At 69.6% G+C, this 15029-nt stretch carries 16 protein-coding genes, 2 pseudogenes and 1 riboswitch; of the genes and pseudogenes, 4 read left to right on the top strand and 14 right to left on the bottom strand.

Going from position 1 to position 15029, the window contains the following annotated elements:
• The 8 genes and pseudogenes from Q0588_RS00730 to Q0588_RS00695 all read right to left on the bottom strand — a co-directional run.
• Positions 1-224, bottom strand: a pseudogene (locus Q0588_RS00730) (2-hydroxyacid dehydrogenase); the annotation flags it as partial.
• A gap of 149 nt (positions 225-373) precedes the next feature.
• Complete coding sequence (locus Q0588_RS00725) at positions 374-709, bottom strand: DUF5615 family PIN-like protein (protein ID WP_298742851.1); 336 nt, start codon at positions 707-709, stop codon at positions 374-376.
• Positions 706-936 (bottom strand): DUF433 domain-containing protein, encoded by a 231-nt coding sequence (locus tag Q0588_RS00720; RefSeq protein WP_298742849.1) that lies wholly within the window; start codon positions 934-936, stop codon positions 706-708. The genes Q0588_RS00725 and Q0588_RS00720 overlap by 4 nt, the downstream gene beginning before the upstream one ends.
• A 25-nt stretch (positions 937-961) precedes the next feature.
• Positions 962-1163: pseudogene (locus Q0588_RS00715) on the bottom strand (energy-dependent translational throttle protein EttA); the annotation flags it as partial.
• Positions 1164-1184: 21 nt separating this feature from the next.
• Complete coding sequence (locus Q0588_RS00710) at positions 1185-1517, bottom strand: DUF5615 family PIN-like protein (protein WP_298742847.1); 333 nt, start codon at positions 1515-1517, stop codon at positions 1185-1187.
• Complete coding sequence (locus Q0588_RS00705) at positions 1514-1747, bottom strand: DUF433 domain-containing protein (RefSeq protein ID WP_298742845.1); 234 nt, start codon at positions 1745-1747, stop codon at positions 1514-1516. Before Q0588_RS00705 ends, Q0588_RS00710 begins: the two co-directional genes overlap by 4 nt.
• A gap of 14 nt (positions 1748-1761) precedes the next feature.
• Positions 1762-3429, bottom strand: coding sequence for an energy-dependent translational throttle protein EttA (ettA, locus tag Q0588_RS00700; RefSeq protein WP_298742843.1), 1668 nt, complete (start codon positions 3427-3429; stop codon positions 1762-1764).
• Between the two features lie 109 nt (positions 3430-3538).
• Entirely contained in the window at positions 3539-5878 is a 2340-nt protein-coding gene (locus tag Q0588_RS00695; protein ID WP_298742841.1) for a heavy metal translocating P-type ATPase, read from the bottom strand.
• Between the two features lie 92 nt (positions 5879-5970).
• Here Q0588_RS00695 and Q0588_RS00690 point away from each other — a divergent pair, with 92 nt between their 5' ends.
• Complete coding sequence (locus Q0588_RS00690; RefSeq protein ID WP_298742839.1) at positions 5971-6246, top strand: metal-sensitive transcriptional regulator; 276 nt, start codon at positions 5971-5973, stop codon at positions 6244-6246.
• Positions 6247-6255: 9 nt separating this feature from the next.
• Here Q0588_RS00690 and Q0588_RS00685 read toward each other — a convergent pair whose 3' ends face one another.
• The 3 genes from Q0588_RS00685 to Q0588_RS00675 form a co-directional block, all read right to left on the bottom strand.
• Positions 6256-6615: a hypothetical protein gene (locus Q0588_RS00685; RefSeq protein ID WP_298742837.1), complete on the bottom strand. Its 360-nt coding sequence runs from the start codon at positions 6613-6615 to the stop codon at positions 6256-6258.
• An 80-nt stretch (positions 6616-6695) separates the two neighbouring features.
• Positions 6696-7307 (bottom strand): TIGR02466 family protein, encoded by a 612-nt coding sequence (locus tag Q0588_RS00680; protein WP_298742836.1) that lies wholly within the window; start codon positions 7305-7307, stop codon positions 6696-6698.
• Between the two features lie 28 nt (positions 7308-7335).
• Entirely contained in the window at positions 7336-8094 is a 759-nt protein-coding gene (locus Q0588_RS00675) for a methyltransferase (RefSeq protein ID WP_298742834.1), read from the bottom strand.
• A gap of 190 nt (positions 8095-8284) precedes the next feature.
• Between Q0588_RS00675 and Q0588_RS00670 the strand changes: the two genes are divergently transcribed.
• The gene (locus Q0588_RS00670; RefSeq protein ID WP_298742853.1) at positions 8285-9226 is read left to right on the top strand and encodes a polyprenyl synthetase family protein; all 942 of its coding nucleotides are present in this window, start codon (positions 8285-8287) and stop codon (positions 9224-9226) included.
• Between the two features lie 7 nt (positions 9227-9233).
• Here the strand turns inward: Q0588_RS00670 and Q0588_RS00665 are convergent, their stop codons facing one another.
• The 3 genes from Q0588_RS00665 to Q0588_RS00655 form a co-directional block, all read right to left on the bottom strand.
• Positions 9234-9647 (bottom strand): type II toxin-antitoxin system VapC family toxin, encoded by a 414-nt coding sequence (locus Q0588_RS00665; protein WP_298742833.1) that lies wholly within the window; start codon positions 9645-9647, stop codon positions 9234-9236.
• Positions 9640-9963 (bottom strand): helix-turn-helix domain-containing protein, encoded by a 324-nt coding sequence (locus Q0588_RS00660; RefSeq protein ID WP_298742831.1) that lies wholly within the window; start codon positions 9961-9963, stop codon positions 9640-9642. The genes Q0588_RS00665 and Q0588_RS00660 overlap by 8 nt, the downstream gene beginning before the upstream one ends.
• Positions 9964-10147: 184 nt before the next feature.
• Positions 10148-11353, bottom strand: coding sequence for a pyridoxal phosphate-dependent aminotransferase (locus Q0588_RS00655; RefSeq protein WP_298742829.1), 1206 nt, complete (start codon positions 11351-11353; stop codon positions 10148-10150).
• Positions 11354-11477: 124 nt separating this feature from the next.
• A riboswitch (cobalamin riboswitch) is annotated at positions 11478-11685 on the top strand.
• Positions 11686-11789: 104 nt separating this feature from the next.
• Between Q0588_RS00655 and metE the strand changes: the two genes are divergently transcribed.
• Together metE and Q0588_RS00645 are read left to right on the top strand one after the other, a co-directional pair.
• Positions 11790-14132: a 5-methyltetrahydropteroyltriglutamate--homocysteine S-methyltransferase gene (gene metE, locus Q0588_RS00650; RefSeq protein ID WP_298742827.1), complete on the top strand. Its 2343-nt coding sequence runs from the start codon at positions 11790-11792 to the stop codon at positions 14130-14132.
• A complete protein-coding gene (locus Q0588_RS00645; RefSeq protein WP_298742825.1) occupies positions 14129-14878 on the top strand; it encodes an acyl-CoA thioesterase in 750 nt (249 codons plus the stop codon). The genes metE and Q0588_RS00645 overlap by 4 nt, the downstream gene beginning before the upstream one ends.
• Positions 14879-15029: the final 151 nt, after the last annotated feature.

Genomic DNA, 15029 nt, shown 5'->3' with positions numbered 1-15029 from the left:
TCGTAGCCCGAGGTGAAACAGGCGACCAGCCTCAGGTTCGGCAGCCGCTCGATCAGCGCCTTGTCCAGCTCGAACTCTCCGGCCACCACCAGGGCGCGGATCTGCCCCTCGGCCTCCGCCGGCGGCCCCTCCCAGAAGCGGTAGACGGTGTACTGGCTCTCGAGGAAGGCGGTCAGGGGGGCCAGATGGCGCTGCATGATCAGGACGGCGGGGCGCTGGGTCATGGGACGCAGGATAGGCCGCGCGGGCGTCAGGGCAAGCGCGGCTGGCGGATGCGGGCATTCGCCGTATAGTGGCGATCTCTGAACGGGGGCGGCCATGAAATTGATGCAGAAGGCCCTGGTGATCCTGGGATGACCACGGCGCGGCCGGCTCAGGGTCTGCCCACCTCGACCAGGTGGACGCCTTCGCCGAGCCGTCGCTCGATCTCGGGCCAGCGCGGTTCGAGCCACTCCGCCAGAACACGGCGGGTGGCGTTGCCCAGTCGTATCCAGACAACCTGTGGCCCCGCGCGACGCGTGGCCGCCCAGGTCGCGAAGTCGCGGTCCTTGGTCACGATCACGCGGCCGTCGCGCCGGGCGATGTCCCAGATCACGGCGTCGTCCACGGCGGGCCCGACGAGTTCCAGGATGTGATCGGCCTTGTGACCGCGCGCACGCAGCCAGTCGGCCAGCGCCGGAGGCAGCTGGGCGTCGATCAGGAATCTCACGCGGCGATGACGGCCGTGTCGCCGATCGAAGCCGCCGCATAGGCGAGAGAGGCGCGGATGTCGTCGGCTTCCAGATAGGGGAAGTCCGCCAGGATTTCCTCGTGCGACGCGCCGCCGGCCAGCATGTCGAGCACATCCTGCACCCGGATGCGCATGCCGCGGATGCAGGGGCGGCCACCGCACTTGTCGGGTTCGATGGTGATGCGGGACAGCAAGGCGTCGCTCATGGCCCGCAGTCTACACCGTCCAGGCTCACCGCCCAAATTTCTGGAACCTGATCCGGTGCGGGATCAGGCTCTCCACCCCGAGACGCCGCTTCTTGTCCTCCTCATAGGCCTCGAAATTGCCCTCGAACCATTCCGCGTGGCCGTCGCCCTCGAAGGCCAGGATGTGGGTGGCCAGGCGGTCGAGGAAGCAGCGGTCATGGGAGATGTCCCCTGGCGCAGCCTGCGAACGCCCGCCTGCATGCGACGCCTCAGGCGCGGACCTCGATGAGGGTTTCGCCTTCGTTCAGCCGCGCGACGACGCCCGGCCAGGAGCGACGGACGATGTCGTAGAGCTCGCGGTTGCCCCGGTTTCCGACTCGAAGCCGCACCAGAGCCGGCCCGGCCCGATCTCGCGACGCGAAGGCCAGAAAGTCGCTGTCCTTGCTCACCATGACCGCGCCCAGTTCGCCGGCCTTTCTCCAGAGCTCGTGATCCGGCGCGGTGGCGAGGCCGAGACGTTTGATGTGGATGGCCTCGTGGCCGATATCGCCGAGGACCGCCAACAGCGCCGTCGGCAGGTTCTGATCGATCAGAAACCTCAAGCGGCGACCGTCACCGAGGCATGATCGAGTTCGTGCGCGGCATAGGCGAGACTGGCCTTGATGTCGTCGGGTTCAAGCTCGTCGTAGTCGGCGAGGATGTCGGCCTCGCTCATTCCCCCGGCGAGCCAGCCGAGAATGTCGCCCACGGTGATGCGCATGTTGCGGATGCACGGCCGGCCTCCGCGCTTGCCGTTCTCGATGGTGATGCGGGACAGCAAGGCGTCGCTCATGGCCCCAGCATACACTACCGCCCAAATTTCTGGAACCTGATCCGGTGCGGGATCAGACTCTCCACCCCCAGACGCCGCTTCTTGTCCTCTTCGTACGCTTCAAAGTTCCCCTCGAACCATTCCACATGGCTGTCGCCCTCGAAGGCCAGGATATGCGTCGCCAGACGGTCGAGGAACCAGCGGTCGTGGGAGATGACCACGGCGCAGCCGGCGAAGCCTTCCAGCGCCTCCTCGAGGTTCTGCAGGGTCTCGATGTCGAGGTCGTTGGTCGGTTCGTCGAGCAGCAGCAGGTTGCCGCCGGTGGCCAGGGTCTTGGCCAGGTGCACGCGATTTCGTTCACCCCCGGAGAGCTGCCCCACCTTCTTCTGCTGGTCGCCGCCCTTGAAGTTGAAGCTGCCGACATAGGCGCGGGTGTTGATCTCGCGCTTGCCGACCATCATCACATCGGTGCCGCCCGAGATGACTTCCCAGATGGTCTTGTCGGGCTCGAGGTCGTCGCGGCTCTGGTCGACATAGGCCAGCTTGACCGTCTCGCCGACGCGGATCGTGCCGCCGTCCGGTTGTTCCTGGCCGGTGATCAGGCGGAACAGGGTCGACTTGCCGGCCCCGTTGGGGCCGATGACGCCGACGATGCCGTTGGGCGGCAGCCGGAAGCTCAGGCCGTTGAACAGGATCTTGTCGCCATAGGCCTTCTCGAGGTTCTCGACCTCCAGCACGACATTGCCGAGGCGCGGGCCGGGCGGGATCTGGATCACCGCGTGGGTCTGGGCCCCGCGCATCGACTCCTGCTCGTCCACCATCCGCTCATAGGCGGCCAGACGGGCCTTGGACTTGGCCTGGCGGGCCTTGGCGCCGCTGCGGACCCATTCCAGCTCGCGGGTCAGGGCGCGCTGGCGGGCTTCGGACTCCGACTGTTCCTGCACCACCCGCTTCGTCTTGGCCTCCAGCCAGCTGGAATAGTTGCCCTCGTGCGGGTGGCCCTTGCCGCGGTCCAGCTCCAGCGTCCATTTGGTCACCAGGTCGAGGAAGTAGCGGTCGTGGGTCACCAGGATGACGCAGCCGGGGAAGGCCTCCAGGTGGTGCTGCAGCCAGGCCACCGACTCGGCGTCCAGGTGGTTGGTCGGCTCGTCCAGCAGCAGCATGTCCGGCTTGCTGAGCAGCAGCCGGGCCAGGGCCACGCGGCGCTTCTCGCCCCCGGACAGGTTGGTGGTCTCCCAGTCGTCGGGCGGGCAGCGCAGGGCGTCCATGGCCATCTCGATGCGGGCGTCGATGTCCCAGACGTCGCCGGCGTCGATCTTTTCCTGCAGGGCCGTCATCTCGGCCATCAGCTCGTCGGTGTATGCCTCGGCCATCTCCATGGCGATGGCGTTGAAGCGGTTGACCCACTGCTTCTCCTCGCACCAGGCCTCGACGTTCTCGCGCACGGTCAGGGCCGGGTCGAGCTGCGGCTCCTGCTCCAGATAGCCGCGCTTGACCCCGTCGGCGGCCCGCGCCTCGCCCGAGAACTCGGTGTCGAGGCCCGCCATGATCTTCAGCAGGGTCGACTTGCCCGAGCCGTTGACCCCGACGACGCCGATCTTGGCGTCGTTGTAGAAGCTCAGCCAGATATTCTCGAAGATCTTCTTGCCGCCGGGAAAGGTCTTGGTCAGACCCTGCATCTGGAAAATATATTGCTGCGCCATGAGGTGCGGTGCGCCCTGTCGTCCGGAAGTGAGGGGAGGTTGGCGCGGGGTGTAGCGACCGCGCGCCGTCAGGGCAAATCCCTGAAGGCCGACGGCGGCGGATTGATGGCTACAGCCGCAGGCCCCTCAGCCTCAGGGCGTTGGAAATCACGCTCACCGAGGACAGCGACATGGCCAGGGCGGCGATCATCGGCGACAGCAGCAGGCCGAAGGCCGGATACAGCACGCCCGCCGCCAGCGGCACGCCGAGGGCGTTGTAGCCGAAGGCGAACCACAGATTCTGCCGGATGTTGCGCACCGTCGCCTTCGACAGCCTCAGCGCCCGGACGATGCCGTTCAGGTCGCCGGACAGCAGGGTCACGCCGGCGCTCTCGATGGCCACGTCGGCGCCGGCCCCCATGGCCACCCCGACGTCGGCGGCGGCCAGGGCCGGGGCGTCGTTGACCCCGTCGCCGGCCATGGCCACGACCCGGCCCCCGGCGCGCAGGCGTTCGACCACGGCGGCCTTGTCGGCCGGCGAGACGTCGGCCTCGACCGAGTCGATGCCCAGCTGGGCCGCCACGGCGCGGGCGGTGACCGCATTGTCGCCGGTCAGCATGACCAGCTTCAGCCCCTGGGCGTGCAGGGCCTCCACCGCCGCCCGGCTGGTCGGCTTGATCGGGTCGGCGATGCCGAAGGCGCCGGCCAGCACCCCGTCCACGGCCATGAAGATCACCGTCGCCCCGTCGCGGCGCAGGGCGTCGACGGCCGCCGCCAGGAGCGTGGCGTCGACGCCGTTGTCGCGCAGATAGGCGGGCGAGCCGATCCGCACCCGGCGGCCCTCGATGGTCCCGACCACGCCGCGGCCGACCGGGCTGTCGAAATCCCCGGCCGTCGACAGGACGAGCCCCCGCGCCTCCGCCGCCCGCACCAGGGCCCGGGCCAGCGGGTGTTCGCTGGACCGCTCCAGCCCGGCGGCGAGGCGCAGCAGGTCGTCGTCCCTGAACCCCTGCGCGGCGTGGACGGCCGTCAGCGCCGGGCGGCCCTCGGTCAGGGTCCCGGTCTTGTCGACCACCAGGGTGTCGACCTCGCCGAACCGTTCCAGCGCCTCGGCGTCGCGGATCAGCACCCCGGCCTGGGCTCCCCGGCCGACCCCGACCATGATCGAGATGGGGGTGGCCAGCCCCAGGGCGCAGGGGCAGGCGATGATCAGTACACTGACGGCGGCCACGAAGGCGTAGGCCAGCCGCGGCTCGGGCCCGGCCAGCGACCAGGCGACGAAGGCGGTCACGGCCACGGCGACCACCCCCGGCACGAACCAGCCGGCCACCCGGTCGGCCAGCCGCTGGATCGGCGCCCGGCTGCGCTGGGCCCTGGCGACCAGCTGGACGATCTGGGCCAGCAGGGTGTCGGCCCCGACCCGGTCGGCCCGCATCACGAAGGAGCCGGTCGAGTTCAGACTGCCCGCCACCACGGCGTCGCCCGTCTGTTTGGTCACCGGCATGGACTCGCCGGTGACCAGCGCCTCGTCCACCGCCGCCCGGCCGTCGACCAGCACGCCGTCGACGGGGATCTTCTCGCCCGGCCGGACCCGCAGCCGGTCGCCGACGGCGATGTGCTCGACGGGGATTTCCTCGTCGGCGCCGTCGGCCCGCACCCGCAGGGCCCGCTTCGGCGTCAGGTCCAGCAGGGCGCGGATGGCGTCCGAGGTCCGCTCGCGGGCGCGCAGCTCCAGAAGCTGGCCGACCAGCACCAGGGTGACGATCACCGCCGCCGCCTCGAAATACAGCGGCGGCTCGCCGTGTTCGCTGCGGAACGCCGCCGGGATCAGCCCCGGCGCGACGACGGCCACCGCGCTGAAGGCCCAGGCCACCACCGTCCCGAGGCCGATCAGGGTGAACATGTTCAGGTTCCAGGTCCGGACCGACGCCCAGCCCCGCTCGATGAAGGGCCATCCGGCCCACAGCACCACCGGCGTCGCCAGGGCGAACTGGATCCAGCCGTTCCAGCCGGCCGGGACCGGCAGGCGGAGGCCGGTCAGGTGGGGGCCCATCTCGAGGGCGATCAGCGGCAGGGTCAGGGCGGCGGCGACCCGCAGGCGGCGGGTGAAATCGGCGATCTCGGGGTTCGGCCCGGCCTCGGCGGTCGTGTCTTCCGGCTCCAGCGCCATGCCGCATTTGGGGCAGGCGCCCGGCCCGACCTGGCGCACCTCGGGGTGCATCGGGCAGGTGTAGACGGCGCCGGGGGCGGCGGCCTGCGGCGCCTGCGCCCCGGTGTTCAGATATCGCTCGGGCCCGGCCAGGAATTTCGTCCGGCAGCCGGCCGAGCAGAAGTGGAAGTCCTCGTCCGCATGGGTCGCGCGATGGGGCGTGGCGGCCGGGTCGACGGCCATCCCGCAGACCGGATCGACCGTCCCGCCGGGCCCGGGGGCGGCCGGGCGGCTGGAACAGCAGCTTGGCGCGTTCGACATGGGGTGATCTCTCCGGGCCCTCACCTATACCCGCACAGGGTATTGTGCAAATTACCCCATGGGGGTATTGCTGCGCCGGCGGGAGGGCGTCAATGGACCATCACGACAAGCCGAGGCTGCTGAACCGTCTGAACCGTATCGAGGGGCAGGTGAGGGGCGTTGGCCGGATGGTCGAGGAGGGGCGCTACTGCATCGACGTGCTGACCCAGGTGCGCGCCGTCCGCGCCGCCCTCGGCCGCTTCGAGAGCGAGATGCTGAAGGGCCATCTGAACCACTGCATCGAGGACGCCATCGTCTCCGGCGACGTCGAGGAACAGCGGCGCAAGGCGGCCGAGATCATCCAGCTGGTCGAGCGGGCCGGCCGCTGAGCCGACCGGTCAGGCCGGGGCGGAGTCCGGCTCCGGCAGATAGCGTCCGCCGACATAGGCCACGGCCAGCCACAGCGAGGTCCACAGGCTCCAGATGACCACCGCCAGCGGGATGTCGGTGCGGGCGGTCCCGGCGGCGTCGACCTGTCCGATCAGGCCGACCGCCGCCGCCGCCAGCGCGGCGGCGTAGACCACCACCCGCGACCACGGCCGGCAGGCGATCAGGGCGATCGCGCCGATGACGAGCAGGGCCCCGGTCATCAGCCAGGGGAATTGGGGCACCCACAGGCCCAGCGTCATGTGAAAGCCGCTGTAGAGGAGCAGGATCACGCCTGTGGCGCGGGGCAGGAACATGGCGGTCGGTCGCATGGGCTGGCCCAGGGGCGGGCCCGACGGATAGTGCCCGATCATCGTTTGCCTCGCCTTAACCGGCAGCGTTAACGGCCGGCTCAGGCGTAGTTGAAGCTGACCGAAATCCGCTCGCCCTTGGCGGCGTTCGGCGGCACCTCATGGCGCAGCCAGCTCTCCCAGATCAGCACCGTGCCGGGCTTCGGGGCCAGATAGACGAAGGTCCGTTCGGCCTCCGGCGCATCGCTGTGGACGGCCGGCCGGGCCATCATCATCGGCAGGCGCGGATCCTCCAGCTTCAGGGCCGAGGCGCCCGCGGGCGTCTCGACATAGACCGTGCCGCTGAGAAAGGCGTGCGGATGGATGTGGCCGCTGTGGCCGCCGCCGGGCTTGAGGATGTTGACCCACAGATTGTCCAGCCGCGGACGCCGGGCGAGGTCGAAATTGAGCGCGCGGGCATAGGCCAGGGCGTGGCGGTCCAGATGGCGCTTCAGCTCGGCGAATTCGGGCAGGCGCTGGGGCAGGTCGGTCAGCGAGCCGTAGGAGGTGTAGCCGCGATAGCCGTGCTCGCGGCACCACATCCGCCCGGCCTGGTCCTCGGCCGCCAGCATCCGGCAGGCCCCGGCCAGCGCCTCGTTGAAGGCGGAAAACCCCGCCGCCCCCGTCAGCGACGCCTCATAGACCTGGGTGACGAACAGCGGGCGCAGGGACATGGCGGCTGTCTAGCGCAGGCGGGGGGGTTCAGAAAGGCAGCGCCGCCTCGCCCCGCAGGATCGCCTCGGCTCCAGGCGTGTGCCGGCCGCCGGCGCGGTCGTGCAGGATCAGCGGCGGCAGCAGGCGCAGCGGCGCCTTGCCGGTCCTGATCGCCTGCACCAGCACCCGTTTGGCCGGTTCGTCCGCATACGGATGGACCGGGCGGATAGCGAAGGATCCCGCCTTTTCCCCCAGCAGGGCCAGCAGGTCGGCCAGCCGGTCGGCGCGGTGAATGACCACGATGCGCCCGCCCTCGCGCACCGCCTTGAGCAGGAAGCGGGTCCAGGCGGCCAGACCGTCGTCGGCCATCCACGCCCCCAGCTTGCCCTCGGCCGGGGCCCGCAATGCGCCGGGGTCGTCGAAGAACGGCGGGTTGGCCACCGCCCGGTCGAAAGGCTCCAGCCCGAGCGCCCGGAAGCCCGCCGCCACGTCGCCGGTCAGGATCGTCGCCCCGGCCCCGTTCAGCGCCGCATTCTCCCGCGCCAGCGCCGCCATGGCCGGGTCGCGCTCCACCCCGGTCAGGGCCGCGCCGGGGTGCCGCGCGGCCATCTGCATCAGCACCGCGCCCGCGCCGCAGCCGGCCTCGATCACCCGCTCCCCGGCCTCCACCCCCGCCGTCGCGGCCAGCAGGGCCGCGTCCAGGCCGGCGCGATAGCCCCGGGCCGGCTGGCGCAGCCGGACGCGGCCGCCGAGCAGGGCGTTCTCGACGATTTCCACGTCCGTGAACGGAGACGGTGCGACGGTCACGCGGCTTGACCCTTCATGGCCCGATCACCATTGTGCGCCGCATCGCCGCCCTGCAAGCGGCGGCTGGATTTTCAGGCGTGATCCTCCCCTGCGCGCCGTGCCCATGAGTTCTCCGTTGGATGCTGTCACCGTCGCCGAGTCCCGCCCCAAGGGAGACGTAGAGCCGCTGGTGCGGCTGGCGAAGGGCGACATGGCCGCCGTCGACGCCCTGATCGTCGAGCGCATGCAGTCGCAGGTGCCGGTGATTCCGCTGCTGGCCGAGCATCTGGTCTCGGCCGGCGGCAAACGCCTGCGCCCGCTGCTGACCGTGGCCGCGGCCCGGGCCTCCGGGGCGGCCGACGACATCGGCGCCTCGCGCAGGCTGGCCGCGGCGGTCGAGTTCATCCACACCGCCACCCTGCTGCACGACGACGTCGTCGACGGCTCCAACCTGCGCCGCGGCAAGACCGCCGCCCACCTGATCTGGGGCGCGCCGTCCAGCGTGCTGGTCGGCGACTTCCTGTTCGCCCGCGCCTTCGAGCTGATGGTCGAGACCGGCCAGATGCGCGCCCTCGGCATCCTCGCCACCGCCTCCGGCGTCATCTCCGAGGGCGAGGTGCTGCAGCTGACCCGCGCCCACGACCTGAACCTGGACCAGGACACCTATCTGCGCATCATCTCGGCCAAGACCGCCGAGCTGTTCGCCGCCGCCGCCGAGGCCGGCGCGGTCGGGGCCGGGGCCGACGAGGCGGCGGTGCGGGCCCTGCGCGCCTACGGCCTCAACCTCGGCATCGCCTTCCAGCTGGCCGACGACGCGCTCGACTACGGCGGCGCCTCGGCCACCCTGGGCAAGAACGCCGGCGACGACTTCCACGAGGGCAAGGTGACCCTGCCGCTGCTGCTCGCCGTGGCCCGGACGCGCGGCCGGGAGGACGGCTTCTGGGAGCGCACCATCAACCGCGGCCAGCGCTCCGGCGACGACTTCCGGCGCGCCCGCGAACTGATCGTCGGTACGGGCGCCATCGGCGCCACCCTCGACATCGCCTGGGACTACGCCGCCGCCGCCCAGGAGGCGCTGAAGCCGCTGCCGGCCGGGCCATGGCGCGGCGCGCTGGAGCAGCTGGCCGACTTCGCGGTCAGCCGGGCGGCGTGAGCAAGGCTCAACAGGCGATGGCCGACATCTGGCCGGTTGCCGCAAAGTCCAGCAAAGGCCGGTCGCGCGTCATGAGCCGATAGTTGAACGCTCGCGCCGTTGCAGCGACGATTCGGTCCGCAGGGTCGCGCAGACCGGGTGCCTCCAGTTCCGTGGCGGCAACCAGGATAGCGGGCGAAAGCTCGGCTCGATCAACATCCAATTCCACCAACCCCTCGAACCAGACCAGGGTCGGCATCGCAAGGACGACCCGACGTTTGGCGATCAGGGTGCCCACTTCCCAGGCCGTGATGGGGGACACGCAAACCGCGGTCCCGGCAGAACGCGCCGATCTCAGCTCACTCAAGGCTCTAGCCTTCAACTTGCCGGCTGTAAGCCAGAGCGCGGCGCAGGTATCCAGCAGTATCGGTCGGTCACTCACGCCCGTCGTCCCACTCCTCCCATGTAGGGTCGGTCAGATCGACGCCGGGCATGATGGTCACTGTCCCGGCGAACCTTTGCAGGATGCGGTCAAGGAACAATTGGCCACGATTACCCGGTTCGGCTTGCGGTTGCCGGCGATCGAAGGTCGCCGCCTCCTCTTCCACGCCTTTCCTCATTCCGGAATAGAGCCACCCCTCATCTACGCCGAGAAGCTCAGCCAGCTTCTTCAATTTTTTCGGGCGGGGGAGTGCCTCACCGGCCAGCCATTTGCGTACGCTCTCGACAGTGATGGCTTCGTCGAAGCGACGGGCCAATCCATCCCGAATCCACCGCAAACGCCCGTGATTACGAGCCGGGACACCGGCTTTGTCGCAGGCTTGATCAAGCCTGCCGGCGAACCCCTCATGGGGTCGGTTAGACGCCAAATGTAGTTCCATCGCGCAGCCTCGCAACTTGCTTATTCAACTTAAACCTCCCTGGTTCGCAATTCAAACGTGACTAGCGCAGCCCCGCGCAGAACCGCTGGATGCGCGCGCACGCCGCCTCCAGCACGCTCTCCGACGTCGCATAGCTGATCCGGAAATAGGGGCTCAGCCCGAAGGCCGAGCCCTGCACCACCGCCACGCCCTCGGCGTCCAGCAGTTCGGCGGCGAAGGCGTCGTCCCCGTCGATCACCGTCCCGCCTTCGGTGCGCTTGCCGATCAGCCCCTCGATCGACGGGTAGACGTAGAAGGCCCCCTCCGGCGTGGCGCAGCGGACGCCAGCCGCCTGGTTCAGCATCGACACCACCAGGTCGCGGCGCGCCTCGAAATGCCTGGCCCGTTCGGCGATGAAGTCCTGCGGCCCGTTCAGGGCCTCGACCGCCGCCCACTGGCTGATCGAGGCGGGGTTGGAGGTCGTCTGGCTGGCCACCTTGCGCATCAGGTCGATCAGCGGCTTCGGCCCGGCCCCATAGCCGATGCGCCAGCCGGTCATCGCATAGGCCTTCGACACCCCGTTGACCGTCAGCGTCCGGTCGTACAGGTCCGGCGCCACCTGGGCGATCGTCCTGTAGTCGAAATCGCCGTAGATCAGATGCTCGTACATATCGTCGGTCAGCACCCAGACCTGCGGGTGGCGGCGCAGCACGGCGGCCAGCGCCTCCAGCTCGACGCCGGCATAGGCCGCGCCGGTCGGATTGGACGGCGAGTTGAGGATCAGCCACTTCGTTCTGGGCGTGATCGCGGCCTCCAGCGCCTCGGGCTTCAGCTTGAAGCCGTCGGCCTCGTGGCCGACCACCCGCACCGGCTCGCCGCCGGCCAGCAGCACCATGTCGGGATAGCTGACCCAGTAGGGGGCCGGCACGATGACCTCGTCGCCGGGCGACAGGGTGGCGACCAGGGCGTTGTAGATCACCGTCTTGCCGCCCGGAGCGACGTGGACCTGATTCGTCTCGTACGACAGGCCGTTCTCGCGCGCGAACTTGGCCGCCACGGCCGCCTTCAGCTCGGGGATGCCGTCGACGTCGGTGTATTTGGTCTCGCCCCGGCGGATCGCCGCGATCGCCGCATCCTTGATGTTGTCCGGCGTGTCGAAATCCGGCTCGCCGGCCCCCAGGCCGATGACGTCGCGCCCCTCGCGCTTGAGCTCGCGGGCCCGGGCGGTCACCGCCAGGGTGGCGGACGGCTTGACGCGGGCGAGGGCGGCGGACTGCAGGCTGGACATGGCGACTCCCGGAAACGGCGGCGCGATCCTTACGCAGTTGCGAAAGGGGGATCAAATGTCAGGCTATCGACGAAATCATATAAGGATATCTTTATGTGATTGTTGACTTCGGCCTCCAATCCGCCTCTCATGAGGCTGTCGTGGTCTGCGCGTCGTCTTCGGGCGGTGCGCAGCTAAGAGGGAAGCCGGTTAGACGCCGGCGCTGCCCCCGCAACTGTAAGCGGCGAGCCGAAGGTCCATCTCTTGTCACTGACGCATCCGTGCGTCGGGAAGGCCGGACCGGAAGCCGTGACCCGTAAGCCAGGAGACCTGCCCCGACAGATAACGTCCTCCGGCGGGGTGTCCGGTCAGGTCGCATGAGCGCCGCGACGGAACCCGCGCGAGCGTTCGCGCGTCCCTGTCCGCTGTCTCGCCACAGCAAGCGGCAGAGACCCAGATGACCGGTACAAACTCCGACAAGGCTCTTGTTCGCGTCGCCACGCTCGGCTTCCCCCGCATCGGCCCGAAGCGGGAGCTGAAGACGGCGCTGGAGGCGCACTGGTCGGGCAAGATCGACGCCAAGGCCCTGCTGTCCGTCGCCACCGACCTGCGCGGCCGGACCTGGACGCGCCAGCATGAGCTCGGCGCCGACATCATCCCGTCCAACGACTTCTCGCTCTACGATCACGTGCTCGACACCAGCGCCATGGTCGGCGCCGTGCCGGCGATCTACGGCTGGGATGAAGAACGCGTCGGGCTCGACACCTATTTCGCCATGGCCCGCGGCGCCCAGGGCGGGACCGCCGAAACCTGTGAGCACGGCCATGTCCACGAGGGCGGGGAGGGCGTGCCCGCCGCCGAGATGACCAAGTGGTTCGACACCAACTACCACTACCTCGTGCCGGAGTTCACGGTCGATCAGGACTTCCGGCTGGGCTCCACCAAGGCCTTGCACGAATATCTCGAGGCGAAGGTTCTCGGCGTCGACACCCGGCCCGTCCTGCTCGGGCCGGTCAGCTATCTGCTGCTGGGCAAGGCCCGCGACGGCGACTTCGATCCCCTCGCCCTGCTGCCGAAGTTGCTACCGGTCTACGCCGAGGTGCTGCGGTCCCTCGCGCGCGCCGGAGTCACCTGGGTCCAGATCGACGAACCCTGCCTCGTGCTGGACCTGACCGACGCCGCTCGCGACGCCTTCGCCCTGGCCTATGCGGTGCTCAGCGAGGTGACGCCGCCGATCCGGCTGATGCTGACCACCTGGTTCGGCGCCTTGGGCGACAACCTCTCGACCGCCCTGGCCCTGCCGGTCCACGGCCTGCACGTCGATCTTGTCCGCGCGCCGGAACAGCTCGAGGCGGTCGTCGCTGGCGCCCGGCCCGATCTGGTCCTGTCCCTGGGCGTGATCGACGGACGCAACGTCTGGAAAGCTGATCTGAACGCCATCCTCGACTACATCGAACCGGTCGTCGCCTCGGGCCGCGACGTCATCCTCGCCCCGTCCTGCTCCCTGTTGCACACGCCGATCGACCTGGACCGGGAATCCGCGCTGGACCCCGAAATCCGGAACTGGCTGGCTTTCGCCGTTCAGAAGATCGCCGAGCTGGCGACCCTGGCCCGGGCGCTGAACGAGGGCCGCGCCAGCGTGCGCGAGGCGCTTGACGCCTCGTCCGCCGCGGTGGCCTCACGACGTATCTCGCCCCGCGTCAATGATGCGGCGGTCCAGGCGCGGGCCGCGGATCGGGACCCCGCGCTCGCCCGGCGCAGCGGCTCGTTCGAGATCCGCCGCATGGCGCAGCGGGCGCGTCTGAAGCTGCCGGCCTGGCCGACCACTACCATCGGCTCCTTCCCCCAGACTCCGGAGGTGCGAAAGGCGCGCGCCGACCACGGCAAGGGCGTCATCGACGACGCGGCCTATGAGACCTTCCTGCGCGAGGAAACCGCCCGGACCGTGAAATGGCAGGAGGACATCGGCTTGGATGTCCTGGTCCATGGCGAATTCGAGCGGAATGACATGGTGCAGTATTTCGGGGAGCAGCTGTCGGGTTTCGCCTTCACCAGGGCCGCCTGGGTCCAGTCCTATGGCTCGCGCTGCGTTCGCCCCCCGATCATCTATGGTGACGTGTCCCGTCCGGCGCCGATGACGGTCGAGTGGTGGCGCTACGCCCAGTCCCTGACCGACAAGCCGATGAAGGGCATGCTGACCGGGCCGGTGACCATACTGAACTGGTCCTTCGTGCGCGACGACCAGCCGCGCAGCGAAACCTGCCGCCAGATCGCCTTCGCCATCCGCGACGAGGTGGTCGATCTGGAAGTCGCCGGAGCCCCGATCATCCAGATCGACGAGGCGGCCCTGCGCGAAGGCCTGCCGCTGCGGTGCGGCGACTGGCAGGTCTATCTGGACTGGGCCGTGGAGTGCTTCCGCGTCACCGCCTCGGGCGTCCGCGACGAGACCCAGGTGCACACCCACATGTGCTATTCGGAGTTCAATGACATCATACGGTCCATCGGTGCGATGGACGCTGACGTCATCTCGATCGAGACGGCGCGGTCGAGGATGGAGCTGCTCGACGCCTTCGCCGGCTATCGCTATCCGGCGGAGATCGGGCCTGGGGTCTACGACATCCATTCGCCCCGCGTCCCGGCGGTTGCGGAGATGAGCGACCTGCTGCGCGCCGCCGCCGGGAAGCTGCCCGCCGACCAGCTGTGGGTAAACCCGGACTGCGGCCTGAAGACCCGCAAATGGCCCGAGACGGAGGCGGCGCTGGTCAACATGGTCGCGGCCGCCCGGCGCGCGCGGGGATGAGCCTGCGCCTGATCGACATGGTCTTTCCCGGGGACGCCAACCACCACGGGACCCTGTTCGGCGGCGTCGGCCTGGCGCATCTGGACAAGGTCGCCTTTCTGGCGGCCAGCCGGCACGCCCGGCGGACCGTGGTGACGGCGGGGTGCGAACAGATCGACTTCGCCGCCCCGGCCCGAATCGGCGAAATGGTCGAGGCGATCGGGCGGGTGGTCCGCGTGGGCCGTTCGTCGCTCGGCGTGGAGGTCGAACTCCACGCCGAGGCCCTGCTGACGGGCGAGCGCCGGCTCTGCACGCGCGGGGTATTCAACATGGTCGCGTTGCGCGGCGAGGGCGATGCGAAGGCGATGGACGCCCCGGCCGAACCGGCGGAATCGGTCGATGGCTGGCTGCGGACCGCGGAAATGGTCTTCCCCGGCACGACCAACCACTATGGCGCCCTGTTCGGCGGCGACGCCCTTAAGCTGATGGGCAAGGCCGCCTTCGTCAGCGCGACGCGGTATTCCAGAGCGGTTGTGGTCATGGCCGCGACGCACCGGATTGACTTCACCACCCTGATCAGAGGCGGCGACATGGTCGAACTGGCCTCGCGGGTGACGCGCGCCGGACGCAGTTCCATTACGGTCGGGGTGGAACTGTGGGCCGAGGGGCTGTTGACGGGCGACCGGCGAAGGTCGGCCGTCGCCGAGTTCGTCATGGTGGCGGTCGACACCGAGGGGCGGCCCGCCGCCTTGAGGCCGCCAGCGTAACAGGCGCCTCGCCGCCGCCCGCGCCGGATGATACTTCCAACCGCATGCGCCGCCTGCTCGACTTCATCCTCAACATGGAGGGCCGCCGCTGGCGGACCCTGCTGGCGACGGCCCTGCTGCTCGGGGCCACCGTGGCCCTGCTGGCGCTCGG

The organism is uncultured Brevundimonas sp. (genome assembly GCF_937870815.1).
Classification (GTDB): domain Bacteria; phylum Pseudomonadota; class Alphaproteobacteria; order Caulobacterales; family Caulobacteraceae; genus Brevundimonas.
This window is presented reverse-complemented; position numbering and strand designations above follow the sequence as displayed.

What these genes read in the sequence shown, in the direction of transcription:
- Q0588_RS00720 (WP_298742849.1), bottom strand. Translation starts at nt 936, where the DNA reads ATGAGCGACGCCTTGCTGTCCCGCATCACCATCGAACCCGACAAGTGC.
- Q0588_RS00705 (WP_298742845.1), bottom strand. Translation starts at nt 1,747, where the DNA reads ATGAGCGACGCCTTGCTGTCCCGCATCACCATCGAGAACGGCAAGCGC.
- ettA (WP_298742843.1), bottom strand. Translation starts at nt 3,429, where the DNA reads ATGGCGCAGCAATATATTTTCCAGATGCAGGGTCTGACCAAGACCTTT.
- Q0588_RS00695 (WP_298742841.1), bottom strand. Translation starts at nt 5,878, where the DNA reads ATGTCGAACGCGCCAAGCTGCTGTTCCAGCCGCCCGGCCGCCCCCGGG.
- Q0588_RS00690 (WP_298742839.1), top strand. Translation starts at nt 5,971, where the DNA reads ATGGACCATCACGACAAGCCGAGGCTGCTGAACCGTCTGAACCGTATC.
- Q0588_RS00685 (WP_298742837.1), bottom strand. Translation starts at nt 6,615, where the DNA reads ATGCGACCGACCGCCATGTTCCTGCCCCGCGCCACAGGCGTGATCCTG.
- Q0588_RS00680 (WP_298742836.1), bottom strand. Translation starts at nt 7,307, where the DNA reads ATGTCCCTGCGCCCGCTGTTCGTCACCCAGGTCTATGAGGCGTCGCTG.
- Q0588_RS00670 (WP_298742853.1), top strand. Translation starts at nt 8,285, where the DNA reads ATGGCCGCCGTCGACGCCCTGATCGTCGAGCGCATGCAGTCGCAGGTG.
- Q0588_RS00655 (WP_298742829.1), bottom strand. Translation starts at nt 11,353, where the DNA reads ATGTCCAGCCTGCAGTCCGCCGCCCTCGCCCGCGTCAAGCCGTCCGCC.
- metE (WP_298742827.1), top strand. Translation starts at nt 11,790, where the DNA reads ATGACCGGTACAAACTCCGACAAGGCTCTTGTTCGCGTCGCCACGCTC.
- Q0588_RS00645 (WP_298742825.1), top strand. Translation starts at nt 14,129, where the DNA reads ATGAGCCTGCGCCTGATCGACATGGTCTTTCCCGGGGACGCCAACCAC.